The organism is Arthrobacter sp. AFG20, from assembly GCF_002892795.1.
Lineage (GTDB): Bacteria > Actinomycetota > Actinomycetes > Actinomycetales > Micrococcaceae > Arthrobacter.
Genome location: NZ_PJMC01000008.1, coordinates 202,243 through 222,991 on the forward strand (window position 1 = coordinate 202,243; position 20,749 = coordinate 222,991).

The window sequence follows — 20,749 nt, forward strand, 5'->3', positions numbered from 1 at the left end:
CCCGGAAAGGGGCGCCCGCCGCTGGGAGTTTAAGTCTGTACTGCCGCCTCGCCGCGAGTTACTGCCGGGGCGTGCGGACCACCTCGCTGATCCACTGGCGCGTCTTCTCGTCGACCGGACCGGCCACCCGGTCACGCCCTGCAGCACCACGGCCAACACGGCGCCCAACGCGGGTCTGCCCGGCACCGCCCGACCCGGCACGGTCCTCGCGGGCCGCGCGGTCGGCTTTGATCTTCTGGAACACCATCCTCCCGAGACCGGCGAACACGGCGACGGCCATCACAGGCAACAGGACGGATTTCGAATTCTCAGCCATTCCGCAATCCTACTGAGCGTGCCCCCGGCGGACCAGAGCCGGCGTCGTTCTTCCCTCGCTGCGGCGTCGGCCGCACCGAATACGGAGTGGTCCGCTGCGGCCGGTAGAATAGGCATGCAAGCTCGCGGAGCGCCCGTCCACACCATGCCATTTGAATGCCCTGCCATTTGAACCGGCGAGGCAATTTCAGGAATGGCGTGAGACGGCACCACTCCGCTGCGCCCTTACCCAATGCACACGCACAGGAGTTACCGGATGCCCCGGATCGTTGTCGACGTCATGCCCAAGCCCGAGATTCTGGACCCGCAGGGGAAGGCCATCGTGGGTGCACTCCCCCGCCTGGGCTTCACCAGCTTTAGCTCTGTACGCCAGGGCAAGCGTTTCGAACTGACCGTTGACGGCGAGGTGACCGAGGACATCCTGGCCCAGGCCCGCGATGCCGCCGAAACCCTGCTGTCCAACCCGGTGATCGAGGACGTCGTCAACGTCGAGGTCGTCGAGGCCTGAGATGACTGAACTTCCCCTGATCGGCGAGGCAGTCGCCGTCGCCTCCGAGCCGCGCCTCGCGGGCGCACGAATCGGCGTCGTTACCTTCCCCGGAACCCTGGATGACCGGGACGCATCCCGTGCCGTCCGGCTGGCCGGCGGCACGCCCGTGGAGCTCTGGCACGGGGACTCCGAACTGGGCGACGTCGACGCCGTCATCCTGCCGGGCGGATTCTCCTACGGTGACTACCTGCGCGCCGGCGCCATCGCGCGCTTCGCCCCGCTGATGTCCAAGATCATCGACGCCGCCAACTCGGACGCCAAGCTGCCGGTTCTCGGCATCTGCAACGGCTTCCAGCTGCTCACCGAGTCGCACCTGCTGCCCGGTTCCATGATCAAGAACGACCACCTGAAGTTCATCTGCCGTGACCAGGTGCTGCGGGTCGAGAACAACAGCACCTACTGGACCGGGGACTACGCCGCGGGCCAGGAAATCACGGTGCCGCTGAAGAACCAGGACGGCCAGTACATTGCGGACGACAAGACCCTCGACGCCCTCGAGGCCGAGGGCCGCGTGGTGTTCCGCTACGTGGGCTTCAACCCGAACGGCTCGCGCCGCGACATTGCCGGCATCTCGAACTCCGCCGGCAACGTGGTGGGCCTCATGCCGCACCCGGAGCACGCGGTGGAGGTGGGCTTCGGCCCCGAGTCGCTGGACGGTATCGGCGGGTCCGACACCGAAGGCCTCGGTCTCTTCACCTCGGTACTGAACAAGATTGTGGGAGTGAACTAATGACCGAGATCTCAACAAGCTCGATCACCGAGACCAAGAAGTTCAACATCGATACCGTCGAGCACGCGGCCAAGACGCCGGACACCGAACTGCCGTGGGCCGAACTCGGCCTGAAGCAGAACGAGTTCGACGAGATCGTCAAGGTCCTGGGCCGCCGCCCTACCGGCGCGGAACTGGCCATGTACTCCGTGATGTGGAGCGAGCACTGCTCCTACAAGTCCTCGAAGAACCACCTGCGCCAGTTCGGCGACAAGGTGACCGACGAGATGAAGAAGGACATGCTGGTGGGCATCGGCGAGAACGCCGGCGTCACCAATCTGGGCGACGGCTGGGCCGTGACGTTCAAGATCGAGTCCCACAACTCGCCGTCGTTCGTTGAGCCGTACCAGGGTGCGGCCACCGGCATCGGCGGCATCGTCCGCGACATCATCTCCATGGGCGCCCGCCCGGTAGCCGTGATGGATCCGCTGCGCTTCGGCGCCATCGACCACCCGGACACCGCCCGCGTCATGCACGGCGCGGTTGCCGGCATCGGCGGCTACGGCAACTCCCTCGGCCTGCCGAACATCGGCGGCGAGATGGTCTTCGACTCCGTGTACCAGGGCAACCCGCTGGTCAACGCCCTGGCCGTGGGCGTCATGCGCCACGAGGACATCCGCCTGGCCAACGCCTCCGGCAAGGGCAACAAGGTGGTGCTGTTCGGTGCACGCACCGGCGGCGACGGCATCGGCGGCGCATCGGTGCTCGCCTCCGAGTCCTTCGATGACACCAAGCCGTCCAAGCGGCCCGCGGTCCAGGTGGGCGACCCGTTCGCCGAAAAGGTCCTGATCGAGTGCTGCCTTGAACTGTTCAAGGGTTCGCTGGTCGAGGGCATCCAGGACCTCGGCGCCGCGGGTATCTCCTGCGCCACGTCCGAGCTCGCCTCCAACGGCGACGGCGGCATGAACGTCGAGCTGACCTCTGTCCTGCTGCGCGACCCCACGCTGACCCCGGGCGAGATCCTGATGTCCGAGTCGCAGGAACGCATGATGGCCGTCGTGACTCCGGAGAACGTCGAGGCCTTCGAAGCCGTCATGGACAAGTGGGCCGTGGAGTACGCCTGGCTGGGTGAGGTGACCGACAGCGGCCGCCTGATCATCACGTGGGAAGGCGAGGTCATTGTCGACGTCGATCCGCGCACCGTGGCCCACGACGGTCCGGTCTACGACCGGCCGTTCGCCCGCCCCGAGTGGCAGGACGCCCTCCAGGCCGACTCCTTCACCGGGTCCGCGCAGGACGCCGGCCGCCCCTCCGCCCCGGCGGAATTGGCCGCGGCCGTCACCGAGCTCGTTGCCTCGCCGAACATGTGCGACAAGTCCTGGATCACCAACCAGTACGACCGGTACGTCGGCGGCAACACCGCCATGGCGTTCCCGGACGACGCCGGCGTGGTCCGCGTGGACGAGGAATCCGGCCTGGGCGTTGCCCTGGCCACCGACGCCAACGGCCGCTACACCTACCTCGACCCGTACCACGGCGCCCAGCTGGCACTGGCCGAGGCGTACCGCAACGTGGCCACCTCCGGCGCCGTGCCGATGGCCGTCAGCGACTGCCTGAACTTCGGTTCCCCCGAGGACCCGGACGTCATGTGGCAGCTGGCCGAAGCCATCCGCGGCCTTTCCGACGCCTGCATGGTGCTGGGCATCCCGGTCACCGGCGGCAACGTCTCGCTGTACAACCAGACCGGCACCACGCCGATCCACCCCTCCCCGGTGGTGGCAGTGCTGGGCAAGCTCGACGACGTCGCCCGCCGCACGCCGTCGGGCTGGCGGGAAGACGGCGCAGCCATCTACCTGCTGGGCACCACGGCAGCAGAGCTGGACGGCTCCGAATGGTCCAACCTGCGCGGCCACCTCGGCGGTCTGCCACCGAAGGTTGACCTCGAGGCCGAGCGTGCGCTGGGCGAGATCCTGATCAACGCGTCCCGCGACGGCATGGTGGACTCGGCCCACGACCTCTCCGAGGGCGGCCTTGCCGCGGCCCTCGTGGAAGCGTCGCTGCGCTACGGAGTGGGCGCCCGGATCGCGCTGCAGGACGTCCTGGACCGCGACGGCGTGGACCTCTTCACCGCACTGTTCTCCGAGACCCAGGGCCGCGCCGTCGTGAGCGTTCCGCGCTCCGAGGAAGTCCGCTTCAAGGACATGTGCACCGCCCGCGGCTTCGAGCACCTGCGCATCGGCGTGGTGGACGCAGCCAGCGGACAGCTGGAGATCAACGGCGTGGACACCCTCTCGCTGGATTCCCTCCGCGAAGCCCACGAGGCCACCCTGCCGAAGTACTTCGGCTAAGGCAGCACCGCATAATCGTCGACTGCTCCGTAATTGCCCTTTTGACCCGTCAGAACGGCAGTTATGGAGCAGTCGTTGTTTAACGCCCGGGCCGCCAGCCGGCCTGGACCAGCGCGCTGCGGACCTTGGCTACGGCCGCCTTGCCGTCATTCAACATGTGACGTTTGGAGATGCGGACTTCCGTCCAGCCCAAAGCGGCGTACCGTTCCGACCGCGCGATGTCCCGCTCGATCTGCAGTTCGTCACCGTGATGCTCGCCTTCATACTCGATGCCGATGCGGTACTGCTTGTAGGACAGATCCGGCTCATGGTGGCGCAGGCCATCATCGGACAGTATCGGCACATTCAGCTCCGGCTCCGGCAGGCCCGCGCGGACAATCGCGAGCCGAAGCAGGGTCTCCTGCGGTGAGTCCGAGCCCACCCGGATGAGCCTGATGGCTTCCTTTGCCTTGCGCAGCCCCCTTTTACCCTTGTGCCGGTCGATCATGCTCTGGAGGTCCTCCAGCGTACATAAGGGCTGGTCCCGGCCCTCCAGCTCCGGACGCGGCACCCGAACACAGCTGTCCCCCGCCACAACAAGCTCATCCACGCTCAGCATTTCGGCAAGATCCAACCACGTCCGTTCCGGTGTGGTGACGGGGATGCCGTCAACGGTGGTGACTTCATCGTCGTAGAGCTTCATCCGGTGGACGATGACGTGTGGCCGGTTCAGGTGGGCTGCACCCTCAGGCCTGATGATGTCGAACATGTCGGACGCCCCTTTCTGCCGTCGTCGCGGCATGTTGAGAAGCTCCGCCGCGGTGAGGTGCGATGCGGCGCATCGCTCGTTGACCTCGATGAAGGGCCGCACCCGGACGCACAACGGGAGTCCCGCCGTCGGGCCTTCTGCACGAATGCCCCTGCCCAACGGAATGAGCGAGCGGTGCCGGAGCCGCTTCGAGGTAATGCCGGCGCGGCCGGCCTCACCGATGGTGAACGGCCTGTCCTGAAATTTGTTCGGCAGCGGGCGTGCGGTCTTCATGGCTACATAAGAGCAGAAAGGACTCCTGCCCCGCTGAGGTTATCCACAGCCCCCATCGGTTGCTCCGTAACCGCCCTTTTCAGGGCTGAAAAGGGCGGCTACGGAGCAATCGATGGGGTTTAATCCTCGCTGTGGATCTCACGCTGCCGGGCGCTCAGCAGCTCCAGTTCGGGGCGGAAGGCCACGAAGCGTTCGACGGCGGTGAGCACCTCCACGAGGTGCGCCCGGTCTGCGGCGACCAGGCCGGCGCCGATCCGCGTGCGGCGGTACTGGTCGTGGTCCCCCACCTCGGCCACGGAGACGTCATAGCGCCGTTTCAGCTCAGCCAGGAGCGGCCGCACCACGGACCGCTTCTCCTTGAGGCTGTGCACGTCGCCGAGGAGGATGTCGAACTCAATCCAGCCGATCCACATGCCATTAATGCTAGCGATGCCGGTTCAGATGGTGAGTTCGCCCATCGCGTCCCAGCCGTCGCCGTCGAGCTGGCGGCTGATGATGCGCGGGGTCTCGGCGAGGGCCTGCGGCATGTCCGCCATGGCCTTCTTGAAGTGGGCGCTGTTGACATGGTCCCCGGCGCCATCGTCCTTGAACGCTTCGACCAGGACGAACTCGTTGGGATCGTCCACACTGCGGGACCAGTCGAACCACAGGTTGCCTGGCTCCTGGCGGGTGGCCTCGGTGAAGTCAGACACGAGGCCGAGCCATTTGTCGGACCAGTCCGGCTTGACCTTGAACTTGACGACGATGAATATCACGGGATTTACGCCTTTCCTTGGGTTTGTGCGTTCTGTCCGGAGGAGAGCGCCTGCTCGCACTCCTCGATGGCCTCGCGGGCATACTTCTGCTGGGCCGGTGTTCCGACGCGTTCGGCCCACTGCTCGGCCAACTGGAACTCCACGAGGGCCTCGGTGAGCCGGCCCGCGCTGTGCAGGGTCCAGCCCAGGTTGTTGTGCAGCGCCACCATCCAGCGCTTGGTCCGCTCGTCGTGGACCGTCGAGGCGTACTCCAGCGCGCTGCGGGTCCAGAGCTCCGCGTGGGCGGAGTCGGCGATGGCCAGCATGTGCAGTGCGTCCACCGCAAGGAACTCCTCGCCAAGATGGTCACCGAGCTCGGCCGCCTGCTCAAACAGGGGCACGGCCATGGCCGCGTGCCCGCTCGAGTTCAGGACCCGCCCGCGCTCCAGCAGGACGCGGACACCAACCGTCGGCTCGTCCCCGTCAATTGAGTCGAGCAGGGCATCGGCCTCTTCGAAGCGGCCCTGGAGGCCGATGGCCCTGCCCAGTTGCGTGGACAGTTCGGCCCGTTCGTCGGCATCGTACCGGGGGTCCGCCAGCGCGTCCCGGAAGCGCTGCTCGGACAGCTTCGGATCCTCGAAGTTCCACAAAAGGTCAAGGCTCTTTTGGTCCAGCATGTACCTCTCCTGATCAGCTTTCACCTGCGGCGAGTTGGCGTGCACCCTCAATGTATCGGGAAGTCATGAGGCGCTGCGCGCGGCGGGCCAGCGCGCCGCCGGCAGCGTAGAACCAGTTGGACGGCCGGCTGAATGCTGTGATGCTGAGGTAGACCCGGCCTTGGGCATCAATCTCGGCCTCGAACGACTCCTCACCGCGCACCGGGTGGCCCGGCAGGGAGCCGTAGCCGAAGCCGGCCGATTGCGGTCCGCCGCCCGGCGCAGGACGGTGCACCCACACCACCTCGCAGGGCGCGTTGAGGCGGAAGGGCCCGACGCCGAAGCCGCTCACCACGCGCGCCCCGGGAACGACGACGCCGGACTCGCTCCGGACACGCAGCCCGGACCGGCGCTGCAGTTCCCAGGTTAGGATCCCCTGCGCCACCTTGCGGTACACGTCCGCCCCCTCTCCGAGATAGGTGCGGGACGCCACCAGGCGGTAGCCTGCCGGCGACCCGCCGCGCTCGGTGGCGCCGATCTCCGCGTAGTTGAGGGCACCCCGTGCCAGCCGCTTTTCAGCCATTGCCCACCTGCCTGGCCCACCCAAGCTGCTCCCGCTGTTTCCGGCTCAGTGAGGCAACCACAAGGTCGTAGGAGTCCTCCACCATGTCCCGGACCATGTCATCCGGCAGGCCACCGTCCAGCCGGACGCCGTTCCAGTGCGTCTTGTTCATGTGCCACGCCCCGGTGATCTCCGGATGCACGGCCCGGAGCTGTTCTGCCAGGGCGGGCTCGCACTTGAGGCTCACCGACCAGTCATCGGGATCCATGGCGGACGCGGCGAACATCTTGGCCTCCTGACGCGCCCCACCGGACACCGCCGCCCTGACCTTGAACACCGACGTTTCGGGCCCGAACGGGAAATCCTCGAAGGTGCCCGGGAACGACAGGCAGATTTTTCTCAGTTCGGCTGGATCCATTCTGCGAGCCTACAAACCCTTTCCGGGCGGTGCTAGTCTGCGAACATGGCAGCTGCCCGGGAGACCATACCTGTACTGGATCTCGGCTCCGCACGCCGGGCCGACGGTTCGTTCAATCCGGAGTTCATTGAGGAGCTCCGCGATGCCACGCACCGCGTCGGTTTCTTCCAGGTCATCGGCTACGGCGGTGCCCCCGGCCAGGCCAAGGAGCTGCTGGCGACGATCAGGCGCTTTTTCGACCTGCCCCTCGAGGAACGCATGAAGCTCGACAACCGGCTGTCACCGCATTTCCGTGGCTACACCCGGATGGGCACGGAGGTCACGCAGGGAAGGGCGGACGCGCGCGAGCAGATCGACTACTCACCCGACCGTGAACCGGTGCAGGACTATCCGCCCGAGCAGCCGTATTGGCTCCTGCAGGGCCACAATCTCTGGCCGGATGAGTCGATGCCGGAGCTGAAGCAGGCGGCCATGGCCTGGGCCGGGCTCATGTCCAAGGTGGGGGCGGAGCTCATGCGGGCCATCGCAGTGTCCCTCAGGCAGCCGGAGAACTATTTCGACGAGCCGTTCGGGGATACCCCGGCCTGGATGGGCAAGCTGGTCCATTACGTCGGCGGAGTAGTGGAAGCGGCGGGTGACCAGGGCGTGGGCTCACATGCGGACTACGGATTTGTGACCCTCCTGCTCCAGGATGAGGTGGGCGGGCTCGAAGTGCTGCCGCCGGGCGCGAGCTCGTGGGCACCGGTCGAGCCCCTTCCTGAAGCGCTGGTGGTGAACCTGGGCGAAATGCTCGAAGTGGCCACCGAGGGTTATCTGGCCGCCACCATCCATCGGGTCAAGGCTCCGCCGCCCGGTGTGGACCGTTACTCCGTGCCGTTCTTCTGGTCACCCCGGCTCGACGCGGTGATCGATCCGGTGCCCCTCCCGGCGGAACTCAAGGCGCAGGCGCGCGGCATCTCAGACGACCCGACCAACCCGATGCTCGCCTCGTTCGGCCTGAACATGCTCAAAGGCCGGATGCGTGCCCACCCGGATGTCACCGAGCGTCACTACCCCGAGCTGATGAGGCCCTGAACCGGAGCCCTTCACGGGCTAGATGCCCACTCGCCAGCCTTCCCGGGCAGGGCAGGAATTCACGACGACGTCCAGCCCGGCGGCCTTAGCGCGCTCCACGGCGGCGTCGTCGAACACGCCCAGCTGCAGCCACACGGCCTTGGCGCCGACTGCGATGGCCTGGTCGATAACGGCCCCCACCTTCTGTGAATTGACGAAGCAGTCCACGACGTCGATCGGGTTCTTTTCCGCCGGAATCTCGGCGAGTGACCGGTAACCCTCCTCCCCGTGCACGTCGTCACCCGGCAGATTAACCGGGATGATTTCCATGCCCATTCGGTCGCGGACAAACAGCGAGACATCGTACGCTGAGCGCCACTCATTCCGGGTCAGGCCGACGATGGCCCAGGTGCCCTTCGTTCGCATGAGTCGGTCAATAACCGCCTGATCGTTTTCGTGAGCCATGCCTCAACTCTACTCCTGCGGTAATTTGGCATCCTTTTCCGAATATATGGATGGCAGGCGGCGGTCAGGGCAGTGATGAACGAATATTACAACTCCAGAGACGCCAATTATGAGAAATCCTGCAACTCGGTTCTAGTAGGTAGTGACCATCCCGAGCGGCCGAGAGACCTGGATCGATGAAGCCGCAGCAACCCCGGTGACGTGAGACGACCATTCCCACGTTACTGTTTTTCCGTTCCGGCGGAGGACTTGGGGTGCTACTGCCAGGACCGATGGAGTGCTGCAAATGACCCCAGACAATACTTTTGCCCTGCCCGCCCTTGCCCGGATTCCGTCTGAGGCAACCCCACAAACCACTTCGAACGCGACGGCGAACGAAGCAGGGCTGCGTGACGCGCCCGGCTCCTTCAGCGGCTCTTCGGGATGGTCCTCGACCGAGCCAACGGACGGCGCAGTGCACGGCGTCCCCACCGACGGGCCGGCGCGTCACAGCGGCACCACCCCCATTGCCGACCCCCGCGGCATTGTCGATCCCGGCAACGTGGCCTTCTGGGAGGAACAGGCCCTCCGGCTGGACTGGGCCGAGCGCCCCGGCGGCCAGGAACCCGGCAACCAGAAACCTGGCACCCACAAGCCCTGGCACACGGCGCACAGCTGGCGGCCCGCCGACGTCGAAGCCGGCCGCGGACCCGAGATCAAGTGGTTCGACGGCGGCAGGCTGAACGTCGCATACAACTGCGTGGACCGCCACGTCGCCGCCGGCCGCGGGGACAAGGTGGCGCTCTTCTTCGAGGGCGAACCCGGCGACCGCCGCACCATCACCTACGACGAGCTGCAGCGTGAGGTGTCCAAGGCCGCCAACGCGCTGCTGGCCCTCGGTATCACCAAGGGCGACCGCGTGGTCATCTACCTGCCCGTGATTCCGGAAACGGTCATCATCACCCTCGCCGTGGCCCGGATCGGCGCCGTTCACTCCCTGGTGTTCGGCGGGTTCTCCGCCGAGGCACTCCGGTTCCGCGTCGAGGACACCGGCGCGAAGATGCTGGTGACCACCGACGGCCAGTTCCGCCGCGGCGTCGCGGTGCCGGTCAAGGACAACGCAGACGCCGCCGTCGCCGGGGACAACGCCATCGAGCGCGTCCTGGTCATCAACCGCACCACGGCCCCCGCAGACCTCGCAACGGTCCCCATGACCGCAGGCCGCGACGTCTGGTGGCACGACGTCGTCGAACCCGCCTCCGACGTGCACGACCCGGAGGCGTTCGACGCCGAGACTCCCCTGTTCATCATGTACACCTCCGGCACCACGGGTAAGCCCAAGGGACTGGTCCACACCTCGGGCGGCTACCTGACCCAGGCATCGTGGAGCTTCGAGCACCTGTTCAGCAACCCGGATCCCGCGCTCCGGGACCAGGACGTGCACTGGTGCACCGCCGACCTCGCCTGGGTCACCGCGCACACCTATGAGATCTACGGCCCGCTCTCCAACGGCGTCACGCAGGTGATCTTCGAGGGCACGCCCAACACACCACACCCGGGCCGGCACTTCGAGATCATCGAACGCTACGGCGTCACGCAGTATTACACAGCGCCCACCCTGGTCCGCTCGCTCATGGGCTGGTTCCCGGACGGCGTCCCGGACAGCTACGACTTCTCCTCCATCCGCCTGCTGGGCACCGTGGGCGAGGCCGTGAACCCGGAGGCGTGGCGCTGGCTCCGCGACAACCTGGGTGCGGGGTCCGCCCCCGTCGTGGACACCTGGTGGCAGTCCGAAACCGGGGCCACCATCATGTCCCCCGCGCCCACGGACACCGAGTTCAAGCCCGGCTGCGCCGCCCGGCCGCTGCCCGGCGTCAGCACCCGCGTGGTGGACGAGGCCGGGAACCGCACCGCACCCGGGGTACAGGGCTTCATCGTCGTGGACCAGCCCGGCCCGGCAATCGCCCGGACAGTCTGGGGCAACCCGCGCCGCTACTTCGACTCCTACTGGAGCCAGTACGCGGAGCAGGGCTGGTTCCTTGCCGGCGACGGCGCCAAGTACGACGACGACGGCGACATTTGGATCCTGGGGCGGGTGGACGACACGCTCAACGTCTCAGGCCACCTGCTCTCCACGATCGAGATTGAGTCCGCCCTCGTCACCCACCCGGATGTGGTGGAAGCGGGCGTCTGTCCGGTCGCCGATCCCAAAACGGGGCACGCCGTCGTCGCGTTTGTTGTTTTGAAGAACGGGGTTTCGGCGAGCTCAACCAGCGAAACCCTCCGCAACCACGTTGCCAAGGAGATCGGCCCGATCGCCAAGCCACGCGACGTCGTCGTTGTTCCTGACGTACCCAAGACCCGCAGCGGCAAGATCATGCGCCGCCTGCTGACCCAGCTTTTCGAGGGAACCGCGCTGGGCGACACCACCTCACTCCAGAACGAACCGGCCATCGCCGGTATCCAGGATGCGCTGCACCGCCGCGCTACCGCCGTCCCCGGAAACCCCAACTCCGGGCAGAAGTAAAGGAACGATCATGAACGACATCAGCAACATAGCCCGTCTTTCCGAACCGCTGAAGTTCGCGTACTGGGTGCCGAACGTATCCGGCGGCCTGGTGGTCTCCACCATCGAGCAGCGCACCAGCTGGGACTTTGACTACAACAAGAAGCTGGCCCGCATCGCGGAGGAGTCCGGCTTCGAATACGCCCTGACGCAGACCCGCTATGCCGCATCCTACGGCGCCGACAAGCAGCACGAAGCGACGTCCTTCAGCCTCGCCCTGCTCGCCGCCACCGAACGCCTCAAGGTGATCGCCGCCGTCCACCCGGGCATGTGGCACCCCGGCGTGCTGGCCAAGTACATCATCACCGCCGATCACATCTCCAACGGCCGCGCCGCCGTCAACATCGTCTCCGGCTGGCTCAAGAACGAGTTCATCAACTTCGGCCTCGAATGGCTGGAGCACGACGAGCGCTATGTCCGCACCGAGGAATTCATCAGGGTGCTACGCGGACTGTGGACCGAGAAGGACTACAGCCAGGCCGGCAAATACTACAACATCACCGACTTCACCCTGAATCCCGCCCCCGTGGACGTTCCAGGCCGCGCGCACCCGGAGATCTTCTTTGGCGGAAACTCGACGGCGGCCCAAGCCACCGCGGGCCGTGTCGCCGACTGGTACTTCTCCAACGGCAAGGACCTTGAGGGCTTCAAGGAGAACATCGCAGGCGTCGTCGCCGCTTCCGGGGAGACCGGCCGCGGCACGGAAGCCCAGCTGGCCGCCCCGCGGTTCGGCCTCAACGGCTTCGTCATCGCCCGCGACTCGGAGAAGGAAGCCCGCGACACCCTGCGCGAAATCGTGGAGAAGGCACACAAACCCGCCGTCCAGGGCTTCCGCGACGCAGTCCAGGAAGCCGGCGCGTCCACCAAGGACGGCAAGGGCATGTGGGCCGACTCGTCCTTCGAGGACCTGGTCCAGTACAACGACGGTTTCAAGACGCAGCTGATCGGCACCCCGGAGCAGATCGCCGAGCGGATCGTGGCGTACAAGAAGATCGGCGTCAACCTGTTCCTGACCTGCTACCTGCACTTCCAGGAGGAAATCGCCGCCTTCGGCCGCGACGTCCTGCCGATCGTCCGCGAACTCGAGGCCGACCTGGCCCGCAGGAACGGCACCGAGCTGGACCTGTCCCAGACGCCGGTGGCTTCTGCAAGCTCAACCACCGGGCTGGTGAACGCGTAATGGCTGACCGCAAGTTCGGGTTCCGTACCCGCGCCCTGCACGCCGGCGGCACCCCCGACGCCGAGCATGGCGCCCGTGCCGTCCCCATTTACCAGACCACGTCCTTCGTGTTCAAGGACACCCAGGATGCCGCCAACCTTTTCGCGCTGCAGAAGTACGGGAACATCTACTCCCGCATCGGCAACCCGACGGTGGCCGCGTTCGAGGAGCGCATTGCATCCCTCGAGGGAGGGATCGGAGCGGTTGCGACGTCGTCGGGCATGGCCGCGGAGTTCATCACCTTCGCCGCCCTCACCCAGGCGGGCGACCACATCGTGGCGGCGTCGCAGCTGTACGGCGGCACTGTCACCCAGCTCGACGTGACCCTGCGCCGCTTCGGAGTGGACACCACGTTCGTTCCCGGCACCGACCCCGCCGACTACGCGGCGGCCGTCCGGGAGAACACCAAGGCGATCTTTGTCGAGGTGGTGGCCAACCCGTCGTCGGAGGTCCAGGACCTTGAGGGGCTGGCAAAGGTAGCGCACGACGCCGGTATCCCCCTCGTCGTCGACGCCACCTTGAGCACGCCGTACCTCGTGCGGCCGATCGAGCACGGTGCGGACATCGTGATCCACTCCGCCACCAAGTTCCTCGGCGGCCACGGCACCACGCTGGGCGGGGTGATCGTGGAGAGCGGCCGGTTCAACTGGGGCAACGGCAAATTCCCCACCATGACCGAGCCCGTGGCCTCCTACGGCAACGTCTCTTGGTGGGGCAACTTTGGCGAATACGGCTTCCTGACCAAGCTGCGCTGCGAGCAGCTGCGTGACATCGGCCCGGCGCTCTCGCCGCAGTCCGCGTTCCAGCTGCTGCAAGGCGTGGAAACCCTGCCCCAGCGCCTGGACGAGCACCTGAAAAACGCCCAGGCCGTGGCCGAATGGCTCGAGGCCGACGACCGCGTGGCCTACGTGAATTTCTCCGGCCTGCCGTCCCATCCGCACTTTGAGCGGGCGCAGAAGTACCTGCCCCTGGGGCCGGGCTCCGTGTTCTCCTTTGGTGTGAAGGGCGGCCGTGCGGCGGGCCAGAAGTTCATCGAGTCGCTCCAGCTGGCCTCGCACCTTGCGAACGTTGGTGACTCACGCACGCTGGTCATCCACCCCGGCTCCACCACGCATCAGCAGCTGAGCCCGGAGCAGCTTGAATCCGCCGGCGTCCCCGAGGACCTGGTCCGCATCTCCGTGGGCCTGGAGGACATCGACGACATCCTGTGGGACCTGGACCAGGCGCTGACGGAAGCGCAGAGCGCGACGGCGGATGACGCCGTCGTCCTCGAAGAACCTGCTGATTCCTGCACGATCGGAGCACGGGCATGAGCACCACTGACAGAACTTGGGCCGGTCCGTCTGCGCCGGAGCGTTTGAACCTGCTGCGTGAGGCGAAGTCGATTGCCATCGTGGGCGCATCGGACAAGCCGTCCCGGGCGAGCTATTTCGTGGCCACCTATCTGCAGTCCTCGACACGGTACAAGGTGTACTTCGTGAACCCTGTGGTCAAGGAGATCCTCGGCCAACCGACGTACGCGTCACTGGCGGACCTGCCCGAAAGCCCGGACATCGTGGACGTCTTCCGCAAGCACGATGACCTGCCCGGCGTGCTGGACGAGGCCGTGGCCGCGGGTGCCAAGACCCTGTGGCTGCAGCTCGGCTCGTGGCACGAGCGCGTTGCGCAGGATGCCGAGGCCGCGGGACTGAACGTGGTGATGGACCGCTGCGTCAAGATCGAACACGCACGTTTCCACGGCGGGCTTCACCTGGCCGGATTTGATACGGGAGTGATCTCCTCGAAGCGCCAGGTCCTGGCCTAGAAAACTGGCCTGGAATCAGGCCGGCAGGGCCGAAGGCATTAAAAATGCCGGGCTGGAATTTGATGGGGGACAACTTCTAGCCCGGCACTCTCATTTAGGTAATCGACGGGGAACCCGAATGGGTTACGCCGATTCCAAAACTTTTTCAAAAACTTTTTTACGGCCCGGCTTGGCCCGCTTTAGCCCGTCTACTCGACCAGGCTAGCTGGGAGTTTTTGTCCACGTATCGCGACTTCAGCGGCCTTTTGCGGCCAATAAGTGGACAAAAACTCGGGCGGCTCCCTCTACGGCGTGCCGGGGACCGGCTTGGCCGGGACGGTCGGCATGCCGCCTGGCAGCGAGGGCACTGCCGGCAGCGGCTTGGCCGGAAGCTTGGGAGCCACGCCGGTTCCGGGGACCGTGGGCAGTTGGCTGGGCCGGCCCGGCGTCGGGGCCTGGCTCTTCGCTGCGTCGCGGGAGGAACCGTTTGCCGCCGAGGAGTTCGATGATCCCTTCGCGGGAGCCGGATCCGTCTGGGTGGGCGTTACGGGTGCCGACGGCGAAGCAGCCGTTCCGGTAACCGATGGCTTGGGTGCAGTAACAGTCGGCGCCGGAGCCGCCGGTATGCCGGCGGGCGACGTGGGCACCGGCGTCGGCGCGGTCGTCTCGCTGGTCGGCTGGAAGATCCGGACCACGGTGTGGCCTACGCTGTTGCGGAAGTCCTCGCTGGAGGCGGCGACAGCGCCTGCCCCAAGCCCCATCGCACCAACCACCGCGGCGCCCACCACAAAGCCCATGCGTCGCTGCCGGTTGCGGCGGTGCATTTCGAGGCTCGCGACGTTGGAGGCGGCGCGTCGCATGGCTCCGCCCTGGGTGGGCACGACCGGCGCGGGTACACCCGAAGCGGATGCCCGATGAGCGAGCATCGCGGCGAGATCGGCGCGCGGTTGGGGCGCGGAGTCCCGGGCGAGCCCGCGCAGTACTTCGAGGGACCTGCGGAGGTCGGCGTCGTCTTCGAGCCCGGAATCCAGGAGGATCGCCTGGATCTCTCCCTCTTCGCGGCCTGCCGGCGTGACACTCATGATGCTGCGTGGTCCTTTTCCCTGACGAGTTCGCGCAGGGCTATCAGCCCGCGGCGCTGGAGCTGTTTGATGGCCCCTGGGGTCTTGTCCATGATGCCGGCCACCTGTTCCACCGAAAGGTCCGCGACGATCCGCAGGACGAGCACTTCCCGCTGGTCGTCGTTGAGCATGGCAAGTGATGAAGTGATTCCGCCCAGCGAACCGAGCACCTCGTCCTCGGCGGAACTCGACCGACGCTCATCCAGGAGCGGGTCGAATTCGGTAAGCTGCGGCGTTCTCGCGGACCTGCGGTGATAGTCCACGAGCCGGGCGTGCGCCACGGAGAAGATGAATGTCCGCAGGCCGGTGTGGCCGCCCCTGACATTGCTGAGCTTCGGCAGGACATCTACGAAGACGTCCTGTGTGAGGGCTTCGGCGTCGTCCACTCCGCGGGCCCGGAAATAACCCAGGACGGCCGGGGAAATGACACTGTAGACGGCGCTGAAGCCGGAAGGGTCGCCAGACAGGGCTGCTGACAATTCGTCGTCGGTCAGCTGAGCTGCCAAGGAGCGGTCCTTCCCTTTACTGCAGGTGTGCGGCGGTAGTAAAGCCTAGCCGCCGCACACCTCACGCCCCTATTCGGGGAACGCCCTGTTTCGCGTGCTGTGGACTACTTGCCGGTGGGCAGGTCGGCCGCAGCGTCAGCCTTGACGTCAGCGTCTGCAGCGACGGACGGCGCGGCCGGCTTGGCCACGTGGTCCGCGACGTTCGGGACAGCCGGGGTGGCGGGAAGGGCCGGGGTGGCCGGAACGCCGGCGCCACCGGGAACAGCAGGGGTGGCCGGGATGGCGGCGTTCACGTTGGCGCCTGCAGCCTTGTCTCCGGCGGAAACGTTGGCGTTGGCGGCAGCGTTGTTCTTGTCAGCTTCCACTGCCGCGTCGGCTGCGTCCGCAGCTTCGCCGGCAGCCTTGGCCTTGGCGGCCGGGGCTGCAGGAACCGTCGGGGTGTCCGGCGTGGCCGGGACGGCGGGCACTGCCGGAACCTCGGGGGTGGCGGGAACGGCCGGGGTGGCGGGCGTAGCGGGGGTCACCTCTGCATGCTGCGAGCTGGAAACCTGGGCGGCGTTGGCCAGTCCGATGCTGGAGAAACCTCCAACAGCGACGATGGCGGCTGCGACAGCAATCTTGGTGGTCTTGCTAACACTCTTCATCAGAAAAAAATCCTTTGGTTGATTGAAGGCCGGGCCGGAGGCCGATGGGGGACAACCTCCTGCCCGGCGCTTACATATACGTAATCGCAGCCGAGGGCCGGCAGGTTACGCGGTTCCGGAAACTTTTTTCTGACGGGATGTTTCTGCCCGGAAAGCACGACGGCGGCGGGCCACCGTAAGGTGACCCGCCGCCGTCGGGAACTGCTTGCTTGAGCTGTTGCTGCCGGACGCTTCCGGCGTCAGTCGTTGATCAGGTCGTTGACCACGATGGTCTGGTCGCGGTCCGGTCCGACACCGATCGCGGAGAAGCGAGTGCCGGACAGCTTCTCGAGCGCCAGCACGTAGTTGCGGGCGTTCTCGGGCAGGTCAGCCAGCGTGCGGGCCCCCGTGATGTCCTCGGTCCAGCCTTCGAAGTATTCGAAGATGGGCTTGGCGTGGTGGAATTCCGTCTGGGTCATGGGCATTTCGTCGTGCCGGACACCGTCGACGTCGTAGGCCACGCACACCGGGATCTGTTCGATACCGGTGAGGACATCCAGCTTGGTGACGAAGTAGTCGGTGAAGCCATTCACGCGGGAGGCGTGGCGGGCCAGGACGGCGTCGTACCAGCCGCAGCGGCGCGGGCGTCCGGTGTTGACGCCGAATTCGCCGCCGGTCTTCTGCAGGTACATGCCCATCTCGTCAAAGAGCTCCGTGGGGAACGGGCCCGCACCGACGCGGGTGGTGTACGCCTTGATGATGCCGATGGACCGCGAGATGCGGGTGGGGCCGATGCCGGAACCCACCGAGGCGCCGCCGGCGGTGGGGTTGGAGGAGGTGACGAACGGGTAGGTGCCGTGGTCGACGTCGAGGAACGTGGCCTGGCCACCCTCCATGAGCACCACCTTGCCCTCGTCCAGGGCGGTATTCAGCACCAGGGTGCTGTCGATGACCAGGGGGCGCAGCCGGTCCGCAAAGGAGAGGAAGTAGCTGACCACTTCCTCGACCTCGATGCTGCGGCGGTTGTAGACCTTGACCAGGAGCTCGTTCTTCTGGCGAAGTGAGCCTTCGACCTTCTGGCGCAGGATGGACTCGTCGAAGACGTCCTGGACGCGGATCCCCAGGCGGGCAACCTTGTCCATGTAGGTGGGCCCGATGCCGCGGCCGGTGGTGCCGATGGCGCGGCTGCCGAGGAAGCGTTCGGTGACCTTGTCCAGCACCTGGTGGTACGGCGCGACGAGGTGGGCGTTGGCGGAGACACGCAACTTGGAGGTGTCCGCGCCGCGGGCTTGGAGGCCTTCGATCTCCTGGAAAAGTGCCTCGAGGTTGACGACGCAGCCGTTGCCGATAATGGGGACGGCGTTGGGGCTGAGGATGCCGGCCGGAAGGAGCTTGAGCTCATACTTCTCACCGCCTACGACGACGGTGTGCCCGGCGTTGTTGCCGCCGTTCGGCTTCACTACGTAGTCGACGCGGCCGCCAAGCAGGTCGGTGGCCTTACCTTTTCCTTCGTCGCCCCACTGGGCTCCGACGATCACGATTGCTGGCATGGGATCCTCCCCCATTCGTTCGGGCCTAGCCCGGCTGCATCACCGAGGTGCTTCAACCGGAGGTCGGCGCCGTTCATGAGAATGCCCCGAATTCGTCGCCCAAACCCGCGGCGCTGACCGGGGAAGGGACGCAAGAGTTCCGGGGCTCTTACCACCCAAGTTTAGCGGATGAGGGGCAAAAGTATGGCTTTTGGTGTTTCGTCCCTACAGCAGATCCCGGCGACACATTCCACCTGCGATTTGCCTCCGTCTCCATCCGGAGACTTAAGTGAGAGTGAACCACCCGGAGCGGCCGAGGAGACCCCAGCTTGTCACTGAACAACGACCACATCCGCGTCACCCACGCCGGATCCCTGCCCCGCACCCCGGAGCTCATCGCCGCCAACGCCGCCAAGGAAGCGGACGGAATCACGCCGGAGTTCCTGGACCTCCTGGAAACCTCGGTGGTGGACATCGTCCAGCGCCAAAAGGACCTGGGCATCGACATCCCCAACGACGGCGAATACGGGCACGCGATGTCCAGCAGCGTTGACTACGGCGCCTGGTGGAACTACTCGTTTGCGCGCCTTGGCGGCCTGGAGCCCACCGACGTGGACCGCTGGGCCGATGCCGAGGTGCACCGTTCCACGCCGGGCAACATCGTCCTGACGTCCTTCCCGGACCGCCGGGACAGGCAGAAGTTCAATGACGCCTACAGCGATCCTTCGTCCGGGATCCTCGCCCACCGCAAAAGCGTCGCGCAGCCCAAGATCGCCGGTCCGCTGACCTACACCGGGCAGGACCTCGTGGCCTCGGACGTCACCAACCTCAAGACCGGCATGCAGGCAGCCGGCCTTACGGAGGGTTTCGTCGCGTCGCTTTCGCCCGGCTCCTGCGCGCGGGTTGCCAACGACTACTACAAGACCGAAGAGGAACTGGTCTACGCGTGCGCCGACGCCATGCGGGAGGAATACAAGGCAATCGTCGACGCCGGGCTGACCGTGCAGCTCGATGACCCGTCGCTGGCGGAGAGCTGGGATCAGATCAACCCGGAGCCCAGCCTCAAGGACTACCTCAGCTTCATCCAGCTCCGGGTCGAGGCCACCAACTGGGCACTCCGCGACCTGCCCGAGGAGCAGATCCGGCTGCACGTCTGCTGGGGTTCCTGGCACGGCCCCCACACCACGGACATTCCGTTTGCCGACATCATCAGCTCCGTCCTGCAGGTCAATGCAGGCGGCTACTCGTTCGAAGCTGCCAACGTGCGGCACGAGCACGAATGGCGCGTGTGGGAAGACACGAAGCTTCCCGAAGGCAAGGTCATCATTCCGGGTGTTGTCTCGCACGCGACTAACGTCGTGGAGCATCCGGAACTGGTGGCGGACCGGATTGAGCGCTTCGCCAGGCTCGTGGGACGCGAGAGCGTGATCGCCTCCACCGACTGCGGCCTTGGCGGCCGCGTCCATCCGCAGATTGCCGTCGCGAAACTCGAGGCTCTTGGAGAGGGCGCGCGCCTCGCCACCAAACGGCTCTGGAAGTGATTTAGCCCTCATTTGCTGCCCCTCAGGCCCTCTCCAGCGCGGCTCCGCTACGGGGGTGTGCGGGGTCGGGGCCTTGCGGTTTGGGACGCCTTGCTAAACTGAAGAGGACCGGTCAGGTACCGGTCCACACCTCATTTCACACCACGCCGCACTCGGCATGCCTGCGGCATGCTGGCCTGCGGCGCGGCAGCGCGACCCACCTGCAGGAGACACAGCACCATATGACAGCTTTGGCTACCGAATCCTTCCATGAACAGCTCCTGAGGCGCCGTTACGAACCCAACGTTGCCGCTGTCAATGAGCTCTGCGATGCACTGCAGAGCGCCAAGCCGGGCACCCAGGTGCCGTACGTCGATCCCGCGCACGACGTTGATGAATGCCGCATCATCAGCCTCTACTCCAACATCGGCACGGCATCGCCCACCGGCTTCATCATGCCGGGCGACGACGATGCCGCCACCCGCATGCTGGGCATCCAGTGGAAACTGGGCCTGCGGCCGGAGTACATGATGCCGTGGAACGTGCACCCGTGGCACATTCCGGGTGAGCCGAACGGCAAGTTCACCCCCGACCAGATTCAGGCCGGCCTCAAGCCGCTGCTGAAATTCCTGGCCCTGGTGCCCCGTGCCTCGGTCATCGTGGCTCACGGCACCGAGGCCAACCGCCTCGCCGGCCTGCTGCTCAAGACCGAGGTTCCGCTGCTGTGGCGCCGGGGACTGAAGACCTACAAGGTCCGTTCGCTGAGCGGCCGCTCCTTCGCCGGAAGCCCCGAGCGGCAGAAGCAGTACCTCGACGAGATGCACGTTGCCTACGCCGACGCCATGGCCCGCACCGGCCTGCAGAAGGCCTCTTAATCCACAACGCGGGGTCACTTCCCGCCCGTTCCACGACGTGGATTGGGCGGGAAGTGACCCCGCGTTGCTTTTGCTACTTGCCCTCGATGGCAGCCTTGGCCGCGGGGTCCGAGTCGTTAAGGAACTTCTCGATGCGCTCAGGTTCCTCCGCCTCGTTGATGGCGGCGGAGGCGCGGCCCAGCGAGTAAAGCGCCCGC

Annotated in this window: 23 protein-coding genes; 10 read left to right on the forward strand and 13 right to left on the reverse strand. The window is 66.2% G+C overall.

Annotation, left to right across the window (positions count from 1 at the left end; genetic code table 11):
• Positions 1 to 58 precede the first annotated feature (58 nt).
• Complete coding sequence (locus CXZ05_RS11805; RefSeq protein ID WP_102972777.1) at positions 59 to 316, reverse strand: hypothetical protein; 258 nt, start codon at positions 314 to 316, stop codon at positions 59 to 61.
• Between the two features lie 255 nt (positions 317 to 571).
• Here CXZ05_RS11805 and purS point away from each other — a divergent pair, with 255 nt between their 5' ends.
• The 3 genes from purS to purL are packed head-to-tail and all read left to right on the forward strand — an operon-like array spanning position 572 to position 3,922.
• Positions 572 to 823, forward strand: coding sequence for a phosphoribosylformylglycinamidine synthase subunit PurS (gene purS, locus CXZ05_RS11810; RefSeq protein WP_003798434.1), 252 nt, complete (start codon positions 572 to 574; stop codon positions 821 to 823).
• A gap of 1 nt (position 824) precedes the next feature.
• A complete protein-coding gene (purQ, locus tag CXZ05_RS11815; RefSeq protein WP_102972778.1) occupies positions 825 to 1,595 on the forward strand; it encodes a phosphoribosylformylglycinamidine synthase subunit PurQ in 771 nt (256 codons plus the stop codon).
• Entirely contained in the window at positions 1,595 to 3,922 is a 2,328-nt protein-coding gene (gene purL, locus CXZ05_RS11820) for a phosphoribosylformylglycinamidine synthase subunit PurL (protein WP_102972779.1), read from the forward strand. The genes purQ and purL overlap by 1 nt, the downstream gene beginning before the upstream one ends.
• A 79-nt stretch (positions 3,923 to 4,001) precedes the next feature.
• On the opposite strand, the gene CXZ05_RS11825 is transcribed toward purL, so the two are convergent.
• The 6 genes from CXZ05_RS11825 to CXZ05_RS11850 all read right to left on the reverse strand — a co-directional run bounded on the left by CXZ05_RS11825 (position 4,002) and on the right by CXZ05_RS11850 (position 7,313).
• On the reverse strand, positions 4,002 to 4,943 hold the full coding sequence (locus CXZ05_RS11825; protein WP_258006552.1) for a hypothetical protein: 942 nt from the start codon (positions 4,941 to 4,943) through the stop codon (positions 4,002 to 4,004).
• Between the two features lie 119 nt (positions 4,944 to 5,062).
• Positions 5,063 to 5,356: a DUF503 domain-containing protein gene (locus tag CXZ05_RS11830; protein ID WP_102972780.1), complete on the reverse strand. Its 294-nt coding sequence runs from the start codon at positions 5,354 to 5,356 to the stop codon at positions 5,063 to 5,065.
• Positions 5,357 to 5,380: 24 nt separating this feature from the next.
• On the reverse strand, positions 5,381 to 5,698 hold the full coding sequence (locus tag CXZ05_RS11835; RefSeq protein WP_102972781.1) for a putative quinol monooxygenase: 318 nt from the start codon (positions 5,696 to 5,698) through the stop codon (positions 5,381 to 5,383).
• A 5-nt stretch (positions 5,699 to 5,703) separates the two neighbouring features.
• Positions 5,704 to 6,354: a hypothetical protein gene (locus CXZ05_RS11840; RefSeq protein WP_102972782.1), complete on the reverse strand. Its 651-nt coding sequence runs from the start codon at positions 6,352 to 6,354 to the stop codon at positions 5,704 to 5,706.
• A 13-nt stretch (positions 6,355 to 6,367) separates the two neighbouring features.
• Positions 6,368 to 6,916: a DUF1990 family protein gene (locus tag CXZ05_RS11845; protein ID WP_102972783.1), complete on the reverse strand. Its 549-nt coding sequence runs from the start codon at positions 6,914 to 6,916 to the stop codon at positions 6,368 to 6,370.
• A complete protein-coding gene (locus tag CXZ05_RS11850; RefSeq protein ID WP_102972784.1) occupies positions 6,909 to 7,313 on the reverse strand; it encodes an MmcQ/YjbR family DNA-binding protein in 405 nt (134 codons plus the stop codon). The genes CXZ05_RS11845 and CXZ05_RS11850 overlap by 8 nt, the downstream gene beginning before the upstream one ends.
• A 45-nt stretch (positions 7,314 to 7,358) precedes the next feature.
• Between CXZ05_RS11850 and CXZ05_RS11855 the strand changes: the two genes are divergently transcribed.
• Positions 7,359 to 8,387 (forward strand): isopenicillin N synthase family oxygenase, encoded by a 1,029-nt coding sequence (locus CXZ05_RS11855; protein WP_102972785.1) that lies wholly within the window; start codon positions 7,359 to 7,361, stop codon positions 8,385 to 8,387.
• Between the two features lie 18 nt (positions 8,388 to 8,405).
• Here CXZ05_RS11855 and CXZ05_RS11860 read toward each other — a convergent pair whose 3' ends face one another.
• On the reverse strand, positions 8,406 to 8,831 hold the full coding sequence (locus tag CXZ05_RS11860) for a CoA-binding protein (RefSeq protein WP_102972786.1): 426 nt from the start codon (positions 8,829 to 8,831) through the stop codon (positions 8,406 to 8,408).
• Positions 8,832 to 9,117: 286 nt separating this feature from the next.
• Between CXZ05_RS11860 and acs the strand changes: the two genes are divergently transcribed.
• Genes acs through CXZ05_RS11880 form a run of 4 tightly spaced genes read left to right on the forward strand, consistent with a single transcriptional unit; the run spans position 9,118 to position 14,399 of the window.
• The gene (gene acs / locus CXZ05_RS11865) at positions 9,118 to 11,337 is read left to right on the forward strand and encodes an acetate--CoA ligase (RefSeq protein ID WP_258006553.1); all 2,220 of its coding nucleotides are present in this window, start codon (positions 9,118 to 9,120) and stop codon (positions 11,335 to 11,337) included.
• Between the two features lie 10 nt (positions 11,338 to 11,347).
• Positions 11,348 to 12,556 carry a dimethylsulfone monooxygenase SfnG gene (gene sfnG, locus CXZ05_RS11870; RefSeq protein WP_102972787.1) on the forward strand — a complete coding sequence of 403 codons (1,209 nt, stop codon included), beginning with the start codon at positions 11,348 to 11,350 and terminating at the stop codon, positions 12,554 to 12,556.
• Positions 12,556 to 13,908 (forward strand): O-acetylhomoserine aminocarboxypropyltransferase/cysteine synthase family protein, encoded by a 1,353-nt coding sequence (locus tag CXZ05_RS11875; RefSeq protein ID WP_102972788.1) that lies wholly within the window; start codon positions 12,556 to 12,558, stop codon positions 13,906 to 13,908. Before sfnG ends, CXZ05_RS11875 begins: the two co-directional genes overlap by 1 nt.
• Positions 13,905 to 14,399, forward strand: coding sequence for a CoA-binding protein (locus CXZ05_RS11880; RefSeq protein WP_102972789.1), 495 nt, complete (start codon positions 13,905 to 13,907; stop codon positions 14,397 to 14,399). Before CXZ05_RS11875 ends, CXZ05_RS11880 begins: the two co-directional genes overlap by 4 nt.
• A 284-nt stretch (positions 14,400 to 14,683) precedes the next feature.
• Here the strand turns inward: CXZ05_RS11880 and CXZ05_RS11885 are convergent, their stop codons facing one another.
• The 4 genes from CXZ05_RS11885 to CXZ05_RS11900 form a co-directional block, all read right to left on the reverse strand.
• A complete protein-coding gene (locus CXZ05_RS11885; RefSeq protein ID WP_102972790.1) occupies positions 14,684 to 15,460 on the reverse strand; it encodes a hypothetical protein in 777 nt (258 codons plus the stop codon).
• Positions 15,457 to 16,005: an RNA polymerase sigma factor gene (locus tag CXZ05_RS11890; RefSeq protein WP_102972791.1), complete on the reverse strand. Its 549-nt coding sequence runs from the start codon at positions 16,003 to 16,005 to the stop codon at positions 15,457 to 15,459. The genes CXZ05_RS11885 and CXZ05_RS11890 overlap by 4 nt, the downstream gene beginning before the upstream one ends.
• Positions 16,006 to 16,109: 104 nt before the next feature.
• A complete protein-coding gene (locus tag CXZ05_RS11895; protein ID WP_102972792.1) occupies positions 16,110 to 16,649 on the reverse strand; it encodes a hypothetical protein in 540 nt (179 codons plus the stop codon).
• A gap of 239 nt (positions 16,650 to 16,888) precedes the next feature.
• Complete coding sequence (locus CXZ05_RS11900; protein ID WP_102972793.1) at positions 16,889 to 18,178, reverse strand: adenylosuccinate synthase; 1,290 nt, start codon at positions 18,176 to 18,178, stop codon at positions 16,889 to 16,891.
• Positions 18,179 to 18,486: 308 nt separating this feature from the next.
• Here CXZ05_RS11900 and CXZ05_RS11905 point away from each other — a divergent pair, with 308 nt between their 5' ends.
• Positions 18,487 to 19,698: a cobalamin-independent methionine synthase II family protein gene (locus CXZ05_RS11905; protein WP_102972794.1), complete on the forward strand. Its 1,212-nt coding sequence runs from the start codon at positions 18,487 to 18,489 to the stop codon at positions 19,696 to 19,698.
• Between the two features lie 221 nt (positions 19,699 to 19,919).
• Positions 19,920 to 20,552 carry a uracil-DNA glycosylase gene (locus CXZ05_RS11910; RefSeq protein ID WP_102972795.1) on the forward strand — a complete coding sequence of 211 codons (633 nt, stop codon included), beginning with the start codon at positions 19,920 to 19,922 and terminating at the stop codon, positions 20,550 to 20,552.
• A gap of 73 nt (positions 20,553 to 20,625) precedes the next feature.
• Here the strand turns inward: CXZ05_RS11910 and CXZ05_RS11915 are convergent.
• The coding region (locus CXZ05_RS11915; protein ID WP_146033091.1) for a DUF3151 family protein at positions 20,626 to 20,749 on the reverse strand (124 nt) is incomplete at its 5' end.